At 63.6% G+C, this 14,478-nt stretch carries 14 protein-coding genes and 2 pseudogenes; 8 read left to right on the forward strand and 8 right to left on the reverse strand.

The features are described from left to right. Positions 1 to 252: 252 nt before the first annotated feature. Positions 253 to 948 (forward strand): helix-turn-helix domain-containing protein, encoded by a 696-nt coding sequence (locus BG842_RS15185; RefSeq protein ID WP_069449248.1) that lies wholly within the window; start codon positions 253 to 255, stop codon positions 946 to 948. Here BG842_RS15185 and BG842_RS15190 read toward each other — a convergent pair. Further along, entirely contained in the window at positions 934 to 2,196 is a 1,263-nt protein-coding gene (locus BG842_RS15190) for an MFS transporter (protein ID WP_069451402.1), read from the reverse strand. The genes BG842_RS15185 and BG842_RS15190 overlap by 15 nt on opposite strands. 117 nt (positions 2,197 to 2,313) lie before the next feature. On the opposite strand from BG842_RS15190, the gene BG842_RS15195 reads away from it, so the two are divergent. Beyond that, a complete protein-coding gene (locus BG842_RS15195) occupies positions 2,314 to 4,035 on the forward strand; it encodes a thiamine pyrophosphate-binding protein (protein ID WP_069451403.1) in 1,722 nt (573 codons plus the stop codon). 2 nt (positions 4,036 to 4,037) lie between these two features. Here BG842_RS15195 and BG842_RS15200 read toward each other — a convergent pair whose 3' ends face one another. Then, positions 4,038 to 4,259: a hypothetical protein gene (locus tag BG842_RS15200; protein ID WP_069451404.1), complete on the reverse strand. Its 222-nt coding sequence runs from the start codon at positions 4,257 to 4,259 to the stop codon at positions 4,038 to 4,040. Positions 4,260 to 4,427: 168 nt separating this feature from the next. Here BG842_RS15200 and BG842_RS15205 point away from each other — a divergent pair, with 168 nt between their 5' ends. Both BG842_RS15205 and BG842_RS15210 read left to right on the forward strand, forming a co-directional pair. Further along, positions 4,428 to 5,393 (forward strand): NAD(P)-dependent oxidoreductase, encoded by a 966-nt coding sequence (locus tag BG842_RS15205; RefSeq protein WP_069451405.1) that lies wholly within the window; start codon positions 4,428 to 4,430, stop codon positions 5,391 to 5,393. A gap of 54 nt (positions 5,394 to 5,447) precedes the next feature. Beyond that, entirely contained in the window at positions 5,448 to 6,140 is a 693-nt protein-coding gene (locus tag BG842_RS15210; protein ID WP_069451406.1) for a YqjF family protein, read from the forward strand. Positions 6,141 to 6,159: 19 nt separating this feature from the next. Here BG842_RS15210 and BG842_RS15215 read toward each other — a convergent pair whose 3' ends face one another. Continuing rightward, the gene (locus BG842_RS15215; protein ID WP_069451407.1) at positions 6,160 to 6,753 is read right to left on the reverse strand and encodes an HD domain-containing protein; all 594 of its coding nucleotides are present in this window, start codon (positions 6,751 to 6,753) and stop codon (positions 6,160 to 6,162) included. Between the two features lie 260 nt (positions 6,754 to 7,013). Between BG842_RS15215 and BG842_RS15220 the strand changes: the two genes are divergently transcribed. Then, positions 7,014 to 7,958: a DMT family transporter gene (locus tag BG842_RS15220; protein ID WP_069451408.1), complete on the forward strand. Its 945-nt coding sequence runs from the start codon at positions 7,014 to 7,016 to the stop codon at positions 7,956 to 7,958. A gap of 32 nt (positions 7,959 to 7,990) precedes the next feature. On the opposite strand, the gene BG842_RS15225 is transcribed toward BG842_RS15220, so the two are convergent. Beyond that, positions 7,991 to 9,265 carry a Xaa-Pro peptidase family protein gene (locus BG842_RS15225; protein ID WP_069451409.1) on the reverse strand — a complete coding sequence of 425 codons (1,275 nt, stop codon included), beginning with the start codon at positions 9,263 to 9,265 and terminating at the stop codon, positions 7,991 to 7,993. A 99-nt stretch (positions 9,266 to 9,364) separates the two neighbouring features. On the opposite strand from BG842_RS15225, the gene BG842_RS15230 reads away from it, so the two are divergent. Then, complete coding sequence (locus BG842_RS15230) at positions 9,365 to 9,847, forward strand: VOC family protein (protein WP_069451410.1); 483 nt, start codon at positions 9,365 to 9,367, stop codon at positions 9,845 to 9,847. 19 nt (positions 9,848 to 9,866) lie between these two features. Here BG842_RS15230 and BG842_RS15235 read toward each other — a convergent pair whose 3' ends face one another. From BG842_RS15235 to BG842_RS15250, 4 genes are read right to left on the reverse strand one after another with little or no spacing between them, the layout of a single operon-like run. Then, the gene (locus BG842_RS15235) at positions 9,867 to 10,580 is read right to left on the reverse strand and encodes an ABC transporter ATP-binding protein (RefSeq protein WP_069451411.1); all 714 of its coding nucleotides are present in this window, start codon (positions 10,578 to 10,580) and stop codon (positions 9,867 to 9,869) included. Next, positions 10,580 to 11,332, reverse strand: coding sequence for an ABC transporter ATP-binding protein (locus tag BG842_RS15240; protein WP_069451412.1), 753 nt, complete (start codon positions 11,330 to 11,332; stop codon positions 10,580 to 10,582). The genes BG842_RS15235 and BG842_RS15240 overlap by 1 nt, the downstream gene beginning before the upstream one ends. Beyond that, on the reverse strand, positions 11,332 to 13,305 hold the full coding sequence (locus BG842_RS15245) for an ABC transporter permease (RefSeq protein WP_069451413.1): 1,974 nt from the start codon (positions 13,303 to 13,305) through the stop codon (positions 11,332 to 11,334). Before BG842_RS15245 ends, BG842_RS15240 begins: the two co-directional genes overlap by 1 nt. A gap of 1 nt (position 13,306) precedes the next feature. Next, positions 13,307 to 13,786: an ABC transporter substrate-binding protein gene (locus BG842_RS15250; RefSeq protein ID WP_254663209.1), complete on the reverse strand. Its 480-nt coding sequence runs from the start codon at positions 13,784 to 13,786 to the stop codon at positions 13,307 to 13,309. A 2-nt stretch (positions 13,787 to 13,788) separates the two neighbouring features. On the opposite strand from BG842_RS15250, the pseudogene BG842_RS15255 reads away from it, so the two are divergent. Then, positions 13,789 to 13,983: pseudogene (locus tag BG842_RS15255) on the forward strand (amphi-Trp domain-containing protein); the annotation flags it as partial. A gap of 217 nt (positions 13,984 to 14,200) precedes the next feature. Beyond that, positions 14,201 to 14,478: pseudogene (locus BG842_RS15260) on the forward strand (beta-glucosidase); the annotation flags it as partial.

Below are 14,478 nucleotides of genomic sequence, written 5' to 3' on the forward strand. Positions count from 1 at the left end.
CCACGGCGTCCACAGCACAAACACGATTTTGAGTTGTACGGTGACTCAACCGTTTCACAGGGAATCTGGTTCCACGTTGTACGAGGTGCTGTGCAGATACAACAGTGTCCGTAAGGAGCGTAGTCTCCGCAGGCCTTGACTGGTTACCAAAGAATCGAGGGAGAAAATGAGAAAAACATACGCTCTATGATTCAGAAAAGTAGCTAGAATGGATACAAAGGTTCAACACATTCGATTTCCTCGATTGTAGTAATGCGAGAAGTGACGCTTCGGATACGTCACCACGGCGAGCCGGAGAGCGACATCAGCGCCGATTATCCGGCCATCACGATTCGCTCTGTCTCGTCGATGACGGGAAGCGCCGCGGAGCGAAAACGCATCGTCGAAATAACCGGCCCGAAAGCGTCGATCGCGGGCTTCCTCGACGAGTTTGAGGCCGCGGAACCCGTACTAGATGTGGACCCGTTGACGCCGCTCGACGCTCCGCGCGTCCTCGTCGCCGTCTCCATCGACAGCTACCAGTGGGACAGCATCTCACAGCGGTTGACCGACTTGGGCGTCCACTACCGAACCGGAGCGACGATAACCGCCGGGTGGGAACACTGGACGTTGTATCTGGACGACGCAGACGACCTGAACGAAATCGTCGAGTCGCTCGAACGCGCCGGGAACGAGACCGACCTCGTTCGAAACGTCGAACTCGGGACGGTCGCCGAACAGGAGCAGTTGGAGTTCTCGCGCGTCGTCCACGAACTCACGGGACGACAGCGAGAGGTGCTCGGTACGGCCATCGACCTCGGCTACTACCAACCGAAAAAGGAGACCAGCATCGAGGACATCGCCGATATCGTCGGCATCGCGTCCACGACGGCGTGGGAACACCTCGCCCGTGCGGAGCGGAAGGTGATGGAAGAGGTGGGCAAGCACGTCAACTCAAACGGGGTCTGATTCCGCTCGAAGCGAGAGCAAGACGCCGAGTAGTGACGCGACCGTCGCGAATCCCGCGAGGACGAGGAACAGGACCGTCGGCGAGTAGTACTGGAGCACGTAGCCAGCGACGGCCGCACCGAGCGCGCCGATTCCGAACACGCCGAGATAGGTGTAGCCGTAAGAGAGCCCACGGGCGTCGGGCGGCGTGAACTCGGCGACGGTCGCCTGATACAGCGGTTGCACCGCGAACAGCCAGAATCCGAGCGCGAAACTGACGACGAGCAGGGGGACGAGCCCGGCGTCCGCGGCGGGGACGAACACGAGCGCGATGAGCGCCAACGTACCGAAGGCGACGGCGATGGCGGCGGTGTTTTCCACGCGGTCGGTGAGTTTGCCGCCCGCGAACTGTCCGACCATCCCGACGGTGAGGAGTCCGGCGTAGAGGTAGCGCGCCGGTTCGAGCGATTTTCCGGCAACATCGATGGGGGCGAAGAGCGAGAGGCCCGAGAGGAGGTCCGGGAGGAAGGTCAACACGCCGCGGTAGTACAGTCCGGAGAGCATGACGACGCCGAAGACGGCGACGAACCAGCCCGAAAAGAGCGCCCGGGAGGCAGAGAGAAGGTCCGAAATCGAGGTGAGGCCGCCGTCGGTACGGGTGGTTCGCTCCGCGCTCGAATCCCGCGCACGCGTTTCCGTCTCGACCGCCGCCGTCTCGTCGATGGACGATCGAAATGCGACCACGGCGGCGACGAGGGCGGGAACCGCGAGGACGCCGACGACGGTCCGCCAGCCGAACGCGAGCAGGAGGAGCGTCGTCGCCAACGGGCCGAAGGCGATACCGACGTTTCCGGCGATGCCGTGGTACGCGAAGGTGCTCCCCTGGTCGTCGGGTTCGATGCCGGTGCTCAACAGCGAGAGGCCGGACGGGTGATAGACGCTCGCCGCCGTCCCCCACAGCAGGAGCGCGACCGCGACGACGGGGAGCGACGGTGCGAACGAGAGGAGGAGAAACGACCCACCCATGCCGAGCAGACAGGCAACGATGAGTCGGCGGGAGCCGTAGCTATCGGAGAGGACGCCGCCGGGCAGCGCGCCGATGCCGAACAGCGCGTAGCCGAGCGAGAGGACGACCCCGAGCGTGGCCTTCGACGCGCCGAACTCGACGAGCCAGACCGGGATGAGGATGGGAAGGGAGAGTTCGTAGGTGTGAACCATCGCGTGGGCCAGCATGGTCAGGCCGAGGATGGTTCGGTCGTTTCGCTTCACTGAAGACACCCTAGCCGGTCCTGATTATAAACGGTCGCCCGAATCGAGCCGGATTTTACAGAAACGACCGTGATAATCGACAGAACAAAGAGACGAGAGCGGGTGGATTCGAGTAGCATGACAGGCCTCGACGACGGTGCGGGAGAGACGACGAGCGAAGCGCTGGTTTCCGTCCTCGAATCGCTGGGCGTGGAGTACGTGTTCGGCTATCCGGGCGGGCGCGTCATCGAGTTGCTCGACGACCTCCCTGAGTCGAGCGTGGACGTGGTTCGCCCGCGCGACGAACGCGAGGGGAGCGTGATGGCCGAGATGTACGGCCGCCTCCACGGCAAGCCCGCCGTGCTGGCCGGACAGGGACCGTGGATAGGGAGCCTCGGCGTCATCGGACAGATGGAGGCCCGGCTCGCCTCCTCACCGATGGTGGTCTTGACCGAAGCGAGCGAGCGCGGCGACTACTCGACGCTCGCGCCCTATCAGCAGTCACGCGGCGACTACGGCGGGCTCTCGCTCCCGAAGATTCTGGACGGCGTGACCAAAGAACACTGGTTCCCGCGCACGCCGACCGAGACCATACGAAGCGTCCAACTCGCGTTCAAGCACTCGACGGCGGGCCGGTCGGGACCGACGGCCGTCATCCTCGACGGCAACGCCATCACGGATGACGTCCCCGAAAACCCGATACCACCTGTCTGGGACAGCGAGGAGCAGGTTCGAAACTGGGAGTCCAAGCCGACCGACCGCGACGTGAGCGCGGCGGTCGAAGCCCTCGAATCCGCAGAGCGTCCCGTCATCGTCGCCGGGAACGGCGTCCACTCGGCGGGGGCCTACGACGAACTTCGGGACGTCGCGGACGCGTACGATGCAATCGTTACGACCTCCTATCTCGGCAAATCGACGATTCCCGAGACGCACGACCTCGCGGCGGGCGTCATCGGCTCGTTCGGCCACGAAGGCGCGAATCGGGTCGTCAGCGAGGCCGACACCCTGCTCGTCGTCGGCTGCCGGATGAACCCGATGGACACCAACTGGCAGGCACCCTCGTTCATCCGCCCGGACGAACAGACCATCATCCACGCCGACATCGACACGCGAAACGCGGGCTGGGTGTACCCCGCCGACGTGGGACTCATCGGCGACGCGAAGGAGAGCCTTCGGGCGCTATCGGATGCCGGAAGCGCCGACAACGACTGGGCGCGCGACCGAGCGGAAACCGCGCGGGAGTCGTTTTTCACCGAGACGTGCGAGAGCGACGCCTCGCCCATCAAACCCCAGCGCGCCGTGAAGGAAATCGAAGCGATGGTGGACGAGGACACCATCGTCACGGCTGACTCGGGCAACAACCGATTCTGGCTGCTGAACTACCTCCAGACGCCCGCCGTCCGGACGTACTTCGGGTCCGGCGGCGTCGGCGGAATGGGGTGGTCCGCCCCGGCCGCGGTCAGCGCCGCCATCACCACCGACAAGGACGTCATCGGCGTCGCGGGCGACGGCGGCTTCACCATGACCATGACCAGCGTCGAAATCGCCGTCGAGAACGGCGTCGCGCCGACGTTCGTCGTGTTGAACGACACCAGTCTCGGCATGGTGCGCCAGATGCAGGAAGAAGACGGCGACATCGCGGGCGTCGAATTCCACGATACGGATTTCGTCACGGTCGCCGAGGGCTTCGGCGCAGACGGGACGCGGGCGGTGACCCCCGAAGAACTAGCCGACGCGCTTCGAACGGGGAAAGAGAGCGACGTTCCGTTCGTCATCGACGCGCGAATCGACCGCGAGGAGGACATGGCCGAACAGTTAGAATCGTCGTTCTACGCCGAAACCGGCGGACTACACGAGTAAAATCAGTCGGCGTTTTTCCGGGCGATTTTGTCCCGCTTTCGGACGAACTCGGCGGGGTCGGTTTCACCCTTCGCGGCGAGTTCCCTCGCGGACTGGAGTTGCGAATCGACGACCGTCTTCTGCTGGCGCGACCACTCCTCGTCGTCGTGGGTGCGAACGTACTCGGCCCACTGCTTGATGAACGCTCGTCGTTCTTCGGCGTCACGCGCTTTGGAGTTCGTCATAGTATCGTTTCACTCCGAGTTCGTTGACGTGACGTTCGAGTCGGTCCTCACCTAGTTTCATCGAACGGAAATTCCGCGCCATCACGTAAGAATGTACGGCGGTTTTCGAACCCCATCACGAAAAAACAGGAAGGAAACCTTTTCTTGCCAGCCGGAGAGTAAAAAACCATGGCGCAAAGCGAGACGGTGCTCGTCACTGGCGGGACAGGCTTCATCGGGTCGTACACGGCAAAGGAACTGCTCGACCACGGCCACGACGTGGTTGCCTACGACCTTTCGACGGACACGCGCATCTTGGAGAAACTCGGCATCGCGGACGACGTGGAGATTCGACGCGGCGACATCACCGACTCGACGGACGTGTTCCGCGCGGTGCGCGAGACGGGTGCGACGCGAATCGTTCACCTCGCGGCGCTGCTCACGACGACGGCGCGCGAGAATCCGCGCCTCGCCATCGACGTGAACGTTCGCGGCACGAACACCATCTTCGAGGCGGCGCGCACGTTCTCCGATCAAGTGGAGCGCGTTGCGTGGGCGTCCAGCGCCGCCGTGTTCGCGCCGCCCGCAAACTACGATGACGACTGGGTGACCGAGGACGACCTCGTGTATCCCGATACACTCTACGGTGCGAGCAAGGAGTTCAACGAACATCAAGCGAGGGTGTACTTCGAGGACCACGACCTCTCGCACGTCGCGCTCCGACCGACCGTCGCCTACGGTCCGTACCGCGAAACGGGTGGCTCCGCGTTCCTCGCAAACATCATCGAAAAACCCGCACTCGGCGAACCGTTCAGCGTCGAGTACGGTGATCAAGTCATCGACTGGCAGCACGTCGAAGACATCGCACAGGCGTTCCGCCGCGCGGCGTTCACGCCGGACGAGAACCTGAACCAGCGTGTCTACAACGTTCGCGGCACCGTGGCGACGATTCGTGAGGCCGCCGAGACGGTCGAGAAAATCGTGCCCGACGCCGACTTGGAGGTGTCCGACGAGGGCGAACTCCCGTGGACCCAAAAGCTCGACATGACCGCGATTCAGGAGGATTTGGGTTACGAACCGCGCTACGACCTGGAGAGCGGGTTCCGGTCGTACATCAACGTGCTCCGGGAGGAGAACGGGTTGGAGACGGTCTGAGAGGACAATCGGGCGACGGAACTGCTTTTTGCGACCGCTTCCAAGTACTTCCCAATGCTCGGCGTCGAGATGGGATGGCGACGACTGCTGTTCGCCAACTGGCCAGTCGAACCGAAAATCGTGGAGCGAGGACTTCCAGAAGGATTGGAGGTGGACACGTACGACGGGAAGGCGTGGCTCAGCGTCGTCCCCTTCACGAACGTCGCGGTTCGTCCGCGAAGGCTTCCTGCCGCCGTCGGCGTGTCTTTGCCCGAACTCAACCTCCGAACCTACGTCACCGTTCCGGGGGAGGACCGACCCGCCGTCTTCTTCTACAGCCTCGACGCGGACGGTCTGCTGTCCGTGCTCGGTGCCCGTCTCGCCTTCGGACTGCCATACTACAACGCGACCATCGAGATGGCGGAACGGGACGGGACGGTTCGATTCCGGAGTCGTCGCGCCCATCCCGGCGACCAACCGCTGCGGTTCGACGTGCGCTACGAACCGACCGGGGAGCGACTCGACGCCGGCCCCGACTCGCTGGCGACGTTCCTCACCGAGCGGTATCGGTTCTACGTCGGCGGGCGGGGCGGAAAAATAGGGTACGCGAACGTGGACCACGACGTGTGGTCACTCCGCCCGGCGACGTTCGAGTTCGGCGTGAACGAGATTTTCCGGGCGAACAACTTCGCCCACCCGGACGGGGACCCGGTTTGCTACTACAGCCCCGGTGTTGACATCGTATCGTCCCGTCGGAAGTGGCTCTGAGTCCGAGTGCCGTCGGACTTCACTGCGTTTGGCTGTACTTCTCGACCCACTCTTGGAGCGTGATGCCCATCGCGGACTGGGTGATGGCGTTCGAACTCGCAGAGTTCGCGCTCTTGACTAACTCGGCTTCCAGCGTGCGCGTCGGAATCTCGCCGAGGAAGTGCGGAATCGCGCGCTGGACCGAAATCGGACAGCCGACCTCGTGGGCCAGGGCGTACCCCGACAGGGAGTGGGGAATCTCCTCCGTGGCGTAGGTCGGGTCGGGGTCGAGCAGTTGGTCCTCGTCCGCGAAATCCACGTACTCGTAGCACTTGCCGACGTCGTGGAGCAGACACGCCGCGATGATAGTATCCTCGTCCGGGTCGGCACCGTGGAACTCGCGCTGTTCTTCCGCCGAGCGCATGGCGATGCGCGTCACGCCACGGACGTGCTCCACGTTCGTCTTCTCGTGGATGTTCCACGCGTAGGGAATGTCCTCGATGTCCTTCCACCCGCCGCGTTCGAGGCCGAGCACCCACGCCTCGATGACCTTCTCGCGCAATTCGTCGTCCTCGATGGACTGGAGTTCGGGATAGGCTGCCTCGACCTGTTCGCGGTAGTGCGGCGTGCTCATGCGGAATGGGTTTCGGTCGCGGGACCGTAATGGTTCGTGATTAGGAATCGGGGATGAAGGCGACCGTGAGCGGGCGGGGGTTTCAAAGGTTGCGTCCGAGCAATCGCAACCACACAGAAATCGACGGTCTTCCGCGCCGAGCGTTGTGGGAATTTTCGAAGAGACGACCACCGCGACTACAATTCTCCCAAAATTGGGCTTCGCTCGCCTTATCGTTTCGTATCGAAACCCATCTAAGTACCAACGACCAGATGCCGATAATGGCTAGCCGTCGTGACATCGCTCTTTATCTCTCGCTCGCCGCCGTGTGGGGGACCGCGTTCCCCGCGACGAAGGCGGCGCTCGACGGGTTTCCGCCGGTCGCTCTCGCCGCCGTCCGCTTCAGTTTGGCCGCGTTCGTCCTCTTCGCCGTCGCCGCCGCGACCGGGCGCTCGCTCCGACCGCATGGGCGAGGTGACTGGACGCCCGTCCTCGTCGGCGGCGTGTTCAACATCGGCCTGCATCACGCGCTCCTCTTCGCCGGGCAGGTGTACGTCACGAGCGCCGTCGCATCGACCCTCCTCGGTCTCGTCCCGGTTCTCACACCCGTCGTCACCTCGGCGTTCCGCCCGGAGGAGTCGATCTCCGCACGGGGTGCCGTCGGCGTCGTCCTCGGGTTCGTCGGCGTCGTCCTCATCGCAAACCCGAGCGCAGGCAACTTCTTTAGCGATGTCGGCGTCTGGTTCGTCCTCGGGGCCGCCGTCGCGTGGGTCGTCGGGGCCGTCTTCACCGACGAGGACGACGCCGGACTCTCCGGTCTGTCCCTCCAAGCGTGGATGCTCGCCGTCGGCGCGCTGGCGCTCGACGCCGCGGCGTTCGTCGTTCCGGGACAAGGCTTCGCCGCCGCCACGCCGACGACGAGTTCGTTCGTCTGGGTGCTCTACCTCGCCGTCGTTCCCGGCGCGCTGGGATTCCTCGTCTACTTCCGCCTGCTCCACCGCCTCGGCCCGATAGAGATGGGACTCATCGAGTACGTCATCCCACCCTTCGCCGCCGTCTTTGGCTGGCTCGTCCTCGGGGAAGGACTCACCCCGACGACCGGCGGCGGCTTCCTCGCCATCCTCTGTGGGTTCCTCCTCGTGAAGTGGCCGCGAGTCGTCGGCGGAATTCGGGGCTACATCGATGGACGTGCCGCTGGAAGTGCCGAATCTTCGAAGGCCGACTGACCGCGTAGTGGGAGGAAAACCCAACTCTCACCTCAGTAATCGATTCGAGTAATCTCTTCCACGGGCCACTGGCTGAGAATCTCGACGCCGTTCTCGCGGACGACGACCATCTCCTCGACGCGGACGCCCTGTCGGTCCGCCGGTTCCATCGTCTCGACGGCCATGGTCATGCCCTCCTCGATTTCGATGGGGTGGTCCGGCGAGATGCCGCGCCAGATGAGCGGCACTTCGTACAGTTGGAGGCCGAGGCCGTGCGCCCAGTGGTTGGTCGTCATCTGCCAGTGGTCGGTGGCGTCGTACCAGTCGGCGTGTTCGCCCTCCATGTCGGGGAAGCCCTTGCAAATCTCGTCCGTCGTCGCGCCGGGTTCGATGCGTTCCAGCACGTCGTAGAGGTTGTCGCGGGCGATTTCGTAGGCGTCCTGCTGGGCTTGCGTCGGCTCGCCCATGCTGAAGGTTCGGTAGTAACAGGACCGATAGCCCATGAAGCCGATGTTGTAGAAGTCGGCGTACACGATGTCGCCGGGGCGGATGATGCGGTCCGTGGTGTTGGCTTGGTGTTTCGGCCACGTGTTCGGGCCGGAGGTGACGTAGCCGCCTTGGACCATCGCGCCGAGTCCCCAGAGTTCGCGGGTGGCCTCGCCCCACACTTCCGACTCGCGGACGCCCGGCTTTGCAGTCTCCGTGATGCGCTGGAAGCCCGCTTCACAGAGCGCGGCGACCATCCGCAGACACTCGATTTCGTCGCGCGTCTTCACCTTGCGGGCGTCCTCCATTACCTTCGCGCACTCGTCGGTGCGGACGTCCACGCCGCGGTCCTCGAACTTCGAGATGAGGGGAGCGTTGCCGATGTCGATTCCCATCGGTTCCTTCGCCACGCCGTACTCCTCCATCGCCTCGTAAACGAGTCCCGCCATCTTGTCCTTCAACCAGTCGCGGGCGGAGTCGCGCCCGGACGCTCGCGGGACGTTTCCGAGACCGGGGCAGGCGTAGCGGATGTCCGAAATCCACGGGCAGTTGAACTGCTGGTTGCTCGCGTGGTCCGCCGTGTCCCAGTGGACGATATCGCCGTCCTCGGTGAGTAGGGTGTAGTGGTCGGCGCCGGACCCGCCCGTCATGGCGAGCCCCGTCACGTAGCGGACGTTCGGGTCGTTGATGAGGAGCATGCTCCCCAGTCCCGCTTCGCGCATTCGAGTGAGAGCGCGCTCCTTGCGCTCCTCGCGCATCCGCTGCATGTCGATTCGTTCCTCCCAATCGACGCTCATCGTTCCGCGCGTCCCTTCCATGAAATCGCGTTGATAGAACCCCATGCGAAACCGTACACGGAGCGGCGTTATGTAATTTCCCGAATCGTCCGTGATAGATTGTCGCCTACACGTTCAAGATGATCCGTTCCTTTGTCATGGGCAATGAACACACACGACACGCCAATTCGAGTGGACCACGTCGGCATCGCCGTCGAATCCATCGAGGACGCCGAACCGATTTTGCTCGCCCTCGGCTGCGAGCGGCTTTCGGTCGAAACGGTCGAGGAGCGGTTTCGGTGGGCGTACTATCGGTTGGGCGACGCCTCCCGACTCGAACTCATCGAACCGATAGCCGACGACACCTTCCTCACGGACTTTCTCGACCGACACGGACCAGGGCTGCACCACGTCACGCTCGAAGTCGCCGACATCGACGCCGTCATCGAATCGCTCCGCGAACACGGGATTCGCGTCATCGACCGAGCCGAGTTCGATACGTGGACGGAGGCGTTCGTCTCGCCGCGAAACCCGAGCGGCGCGCTCTTCCAGTTGATGGAGTACCACGACGATTACCACGAAAACCGGCGTCCGCCACGGGAGTTGTTCGTCAACGGGAGTCGAGTCGGGGAAGGAGGTCTGGAATAGAATCGGACGAAAGATGCGCTTAGACGCTGATTCCGAGGTGTCTGTCCATCAGTTCCTCGTTCGCCTCCAACTCCTCCGGGGTCCCCTCGAAGACGATTCGCCCTTGGTCGAGGAGATACACCCTGTCGGCCAGCGAGAGCGCGACGGCCACGTTCTGCTCCACGAGGAAGACCGTAATTCCCTCCTCGTTCAGGTCGCGGATGAGCGCCTCCACGCGTTCGACGATGAGGGGGGCGAGGCCCTCAGTCGGTTCGTCCAGCATGAGCAAATCCGCGCCACAGACCAGCGCCCGGGCGATGGAGAGCATCTGCTGTTCGCCGCCGGAGAGGTCGGTGCCGCGGCTGTTTTTGCGTTCTTGTAGGTTTTCGAACGCGCTCGCGGAGAGGACCTCCTCGACGGATTTTCGCCGCGCGCTATCGTTCCCGCCGAGAGCGCCAACGGAGAGATTTTCACGGACCGTAAGACCGGGAAACACCCGTCGCTCTTCGGGGACGAGCGCGATACCGTGCTTGACGGATTCGACGGGGGAACAGCCGGTGATGTCCTCGCCGTCGAACTGTATCGTGCCCGACCTCGGCGTCAGCGCGCCCGTAATCGAGCGAAGCGTGGTCGTCTTCCCGACGCCGTTTCGACCGATGAGGGCGACGACTTCGCCCTCCGAGACGTCGAGCGAGACGCCCGAGAGCACTTCCGTTTCGCCGTACCCCGCGCGCAGGTTGTCGATGGAGAGCATCAGGTCCGAACACCTCCGAGGTACGCGGCCTGCACCTCGTCGTTCGCCGCCACCTGCGCCGGCGTTCCGGTCGCCAGTTCGCGGCCGCGGTTGAGCACCGTGATTCGGTCGGAGACGTTCATCACGAGGTCGATGTCGTGTTCGATGAGCAACACCGTCCGGTCGGCGAGTACGTCGTCGATGAGTTCCATCGTCGCCCGCGTCTCCTCGACGCTCATCCCGGCGGTCGGTTCGTCCAGCAGGACGACCCGCGGGTCCGTGGCGAGCACCAAGCCGATTTCCAGTCGCCGTCGGTCGCCGTAGGCCAGCGCGGAGGCGCGTTCGTCCGCTCGTTCCGTCAGGCCGATTTGCGAGAGGACCTCCTCGACGCGCTCTTCGACAGCGGGAAAGTCGTCCGTCGGGTGGAACAGTCGTTGTCGCGGGGAGAAACGCTGCCCGGACTGTGCGGCCAGTCGGACGTTCTCACGAACGCTGAGACCGCTGAAAACCGTCGTTATCTGGAACGACCGCCCGATACCCTGACGAACCCGTTCGTGCGGCGGGAGTCGGGAGACGTCCTCGCCCGCGAACGTGATCGTCCCCGAGGTGGGAAAGAGTGCGCCGGAAATCAGGTTGAACAGCGTCGTCTTCCCGGCCCCGTTCGGGCCGATAACGCTCCGAAACTCGCCCGTTTCAACGGCGAGATTCACGTCGTCGGTGGCGACGAGGTTCCCGAACTGTCGCGTCAGGTCCGTGGTTTCGAGGAGCGCCATCAGTTGCTCACCTCCGAGTCGGGTTCCGCGACCGGTTCGGGACCGCCGCCGGTCTCGTCGTTGGTGTGTCGGGAAAGCATCGCCGGTACCGAGACGAGACCCTCCGGCACGTAGATGACGAAGAGCACGAACACGACGCCGAGGATTCCCTGCCACTGTTCGGTGAACGACTGCAGGAGTTCCTGCAGGCCGAAGAAGACGCCCGCACCTATCATCGGTCCGTACAGGGTACCCATCCCGCCGAGGATGGTCATCACGATGACCTCGCCGGAGTTTATCCACGCGAAGACTGACGGCGAGACGCCGCCGGTGTGAATCGCCGACAGACCGCCTGCGAGCCCCGCCAACCCGCCGCTGACGACGAACGCGCGACGCTTGTAGGCGGTCACGTCGTAGCCGATGAACGAGGCGCGCTCCTCGCTCTCGCGGATGCCCTGGAGCACGCTCCCGAACGGCGCGTTCATCATCCGTCTGGCGAGGAGGTACGACCCGATGACCGCGGCGAGGACGAAGTAGTAGTACAGTTCGATGTCGCCGAGGAGGGACACGTCGCCGACCTCCGGCCCGCTCGTGAGTCCGTACACCGGGTCGAATCCGAACAGCCCTTCGCTGCCGCCCGTGAAGCCGACCTTCTGGACGAGTTGGAAGAACAGTTCCGCGAAGCCGAGGGTGATCATCGAGAAGTACACGCCGGAGACGCGAATCGAGAGGTGGCCGACGGCCCACGCGACGAGGGCCGCGACGACCATCCCGACGCCCAAGGCGACGAAGACGGACGGCATCCCGTTTTCGACCGTAAGGACGGTGCTGTACGCGCCCAATCCGAAGAAGAGGACGTGACCCAGCGAGACAAGTCCGGCGTAGCCCATCACGAAGTCGAGGCTCAACGCGAACAGCGCCCAGACCAGCGTGGTCAGGAGCAGCGAGTTCACCTCGTAGGAGGTGTAGAGGACGCCGATTCCGAGCGGTGCGAGCGCGAGGAGAGCGACGACGAGCGCGCCGAGACGGAAGCGCGTTTGACCGTCCAACACGCCGCCACCGCCGCCGGTCAGCAGTTCGCCGCCGCCGTCCGAGGACTCCCACTCGGGGTTGCCGAACAACCCTTGCGGGCGAACGAGCAAGACCCCGATCATCAGCAGGAAGATGACCAAGCCTTCGAGGTTCGGCAGAAACGCGTCCAAGCCGAACGGCGGACTCCGGAGGAACGTCTCGATGAGGCCGACGCCGAACCCGCCGACCACCGCACCGCGGAAACTGCCCAATCCGCCGAGAACGACGATGACGAAGGCAGGGATGATGACCGAGTTTCCCATCCCCGGGTTGACGCTCTGTTTCGCGCCGAGGACGATTCCGGCGAGCGCGGCGAGGAACGCCCCGAAAGCGAAGACCAACGTGTAGTAGCGGTCGATGTCGATGCCGAGGTGACGAACCATCTCGCGGTCCTGTGCACCAGCGCGAACGACGAGGCCGAACCGCGTGCGATTCAACAGGAGCCACGTTCCGACGGCCATCACGACGCCGATGGCGATGACGAAGAAGTTGTACTTGGAGTAGCTGAACCCGAGCAAATCGACGGGACCGCGGAGGAGCGGTGGCTGGGCGAACTGCTTGGCGTTGTCCCCCCAGACGAACGAGATGACGTCCTCGAAGATGAGGACCAACCCGAACGTGAGGAGGATGTGGTACAGCGGGTTTCGGCCGTAGAGCGGGCGGATGGTGCCGCGCTCGATGACCGCCGCGATGAGGGCGACGACGAGCGGCGCGACGAGCAACGCGAGCCAGAACATGCCGCCGCCGGTGCCGACGGCGACGATGGCGACCGCGAGGTACGCGCCGAGCGCGAAGAACTCCCCGTGGGCGAAGTTGATGACGTCCATCACGCCGAAGATGATGGAGAGACCGGCCGCTAACAGGACGTACACCGCGCCGATGGTTAGCCCGTTCAGGAGTTGTTCGAAGAATACCCCCGCCATATCAGAGCTGGCAGCCGGTTTGGTCACACGGCGGTATCGCGTCGTCGCCGCTCACCTTTTCGATGAGTTTCACGTCGGCCATGGGGCCGCTCTCGTAGACGTTCTGTCCGACCCAGACCGGGTTTTTCGCCTGGTGGTCACAGCTCCGGAACTCGTTCTCCCCGAAGAGGGACTGCATCTTCAGTCCGCCGAGCGTGTCGGCAACGTCGTCGGGGTCGGTGCTTCCGGCCTCCTTGATCCCGTTTGCGACCATGCGGATGGAGTCGTACGCGACCCGCGCGAAGTTGCCGGGTTCGCTATCGTTGGCGCTCTTGTACGCTTCGACGAACTCCTGATTGTCGCCCGCGTCGATTTTGGGGACGTATCGCGTCCCGCTGTAAACTCCGTCGGCTTTCTCGCCGAGCGCCCCGCGAATGACTTGGAACGACCCCGTGGTCGTCATCACCTTCTTCTGGTCGGTGAGTCCCTGCGCGTTCGCCAAAACTCGACGGCGGGGAAGCCATCACGTTGACCGCGGGCGGTCAATCGGTGACGCTCGACCCGCCGAGTCGCCCGTCGTTCGAAGTGAAGGCCGAACGGGAGAGTTCGGCCTCCGGCCGAAACGAACTCAGCGTCGAGTTCGAACTCGAATGGAAGGAAGGGCAAGACGACACGGACGGCACGCTCGAAATCGAGTGACCTGAATCGGCCGCGCTCACCCTCGATAGCGATTTTCGGGTGGCATCGGTAGTCTCCATTTTATCGAGTGTGGTGGTGATTAGTCGGTATTGTTCAAAAAATCCATCTAATCATGGGAAATTAATATTTTGTAGAGAAAAAATTTTATCCACTCACCTTTCTCAGGTTTCGGAGCATGCGAAAGGATACCACAAATGGTTCGTCGCGGCGGGATTTCATGCAGCATTCCGGAGGAATCGCATTGGCAGCGGCCCTCGCGGGGTACATCGGTGAATCGGCGGTTGCCACCGGTCGGACCGCGCCCAGCGACCGGGTGACGAACCTCGTCGACAAGATGACGCTCGAAGAGAAGGTGGGACAGATGACGCAGATGGCCGCCAGCGAGATTCCGTCGGAGAATCCGGCGGAAGCGCTCCGCAAATACAAGCCCGGGTCGCTCATGTATCTTCCGTCGTTCGACCCGAAGGAAGTGGCGCTTGAAAGCAACGTGCGCCA

It is taken from the genome of Haladaptatus sp. W1 (assembly GCF_001723155.1).
Lineage (GTDB): Archaea > Halobacteriota > Halobacteria > Halobacteriales > Haladaptataceae > Haladaptatus > Haladaptatus paucihalophilus.

Coding starts and splice junctions, on each gene's coding strand:
- BG842_RS15195 (WP_069451403.1), top strand. CDS start 2,314: ATGACAGGCCTCGACGACGGTGCGGGAGAGACGACGAGCGAAGCGCTG.
- BG842_RS15245 (WP_069451413.1), bottom strand. CDS start 13,305: ATGGCGGGGGTATTCTTCGAACAACTCCTGAACGGGCTAACCATCGGC.
- BG842_RS15185 (WP_069449248.1), top strand. CDS start 253: ATGCGAGAAGTGACGCTTCGGATACGTCACCACGGCGAGCCGGAGAGC.
- BG842_RS15210 (WP_069451406.1), top strand. CDS start 5,448: ATGCTCGGCGTCGAGATGGGATGGCGACGACTGCTGTTCGCCAACTGG.
- BG842_RS15205 (WP_069451405.1), top strand. CDS start 4,428: ATGGCGCAAAGCGAGACGGTGCTCGTCACTGGCGGGACAGGCTTCATC.
- BG842_RS15240 (WP_069451412.1), bottom strand. CDS start 11,332: ATGGCGCTCCTCGAAACCACGGACCTGACGCGACAGTTCGGGAACCTC.
- BG842_RS15225 (WP_069451409.1), bottom strand. CDS start 9,265: ATGGGGTTCTATCAACGCGATTTCATGGAAGGGACGCGCGGAACGATG.
- BG842_RS15230 (WP_069451410.1), top strand. CDS start 9,365: ATGAACACACACGACACGCCAATTCGAGTGGACCACGTCGGCATCGCC.
- BG842_RS15235 (WP_069451411.1), bottom strand. CDS start 10,580: ATGCTCTCCATCGACAACCTGCGCGCGGGGTACGGCGAAACGGAAGTG.
- BG842_RS15220 (WP_069451408.1), top strand. CDS start 7,014: ATGGCTAGCCGTCGTGACATCGCTCTTTATCTCTCGCTCGCCGCCGTG.
- BG842_RS15215 (WP_069451407.1), bottom strand. CDS start 6,753: ATGAGCACGCCGCACTACCGCGAACAGGTCGAGGCAGCCTATCCCGAA.
- BG842_RS15200 (WP_069451404.1), bottom strand. CDS start 4,259: ATGACGAACTCCAAAGCGCGTGACGCCGAAGAACGACGAGCGTTCATC.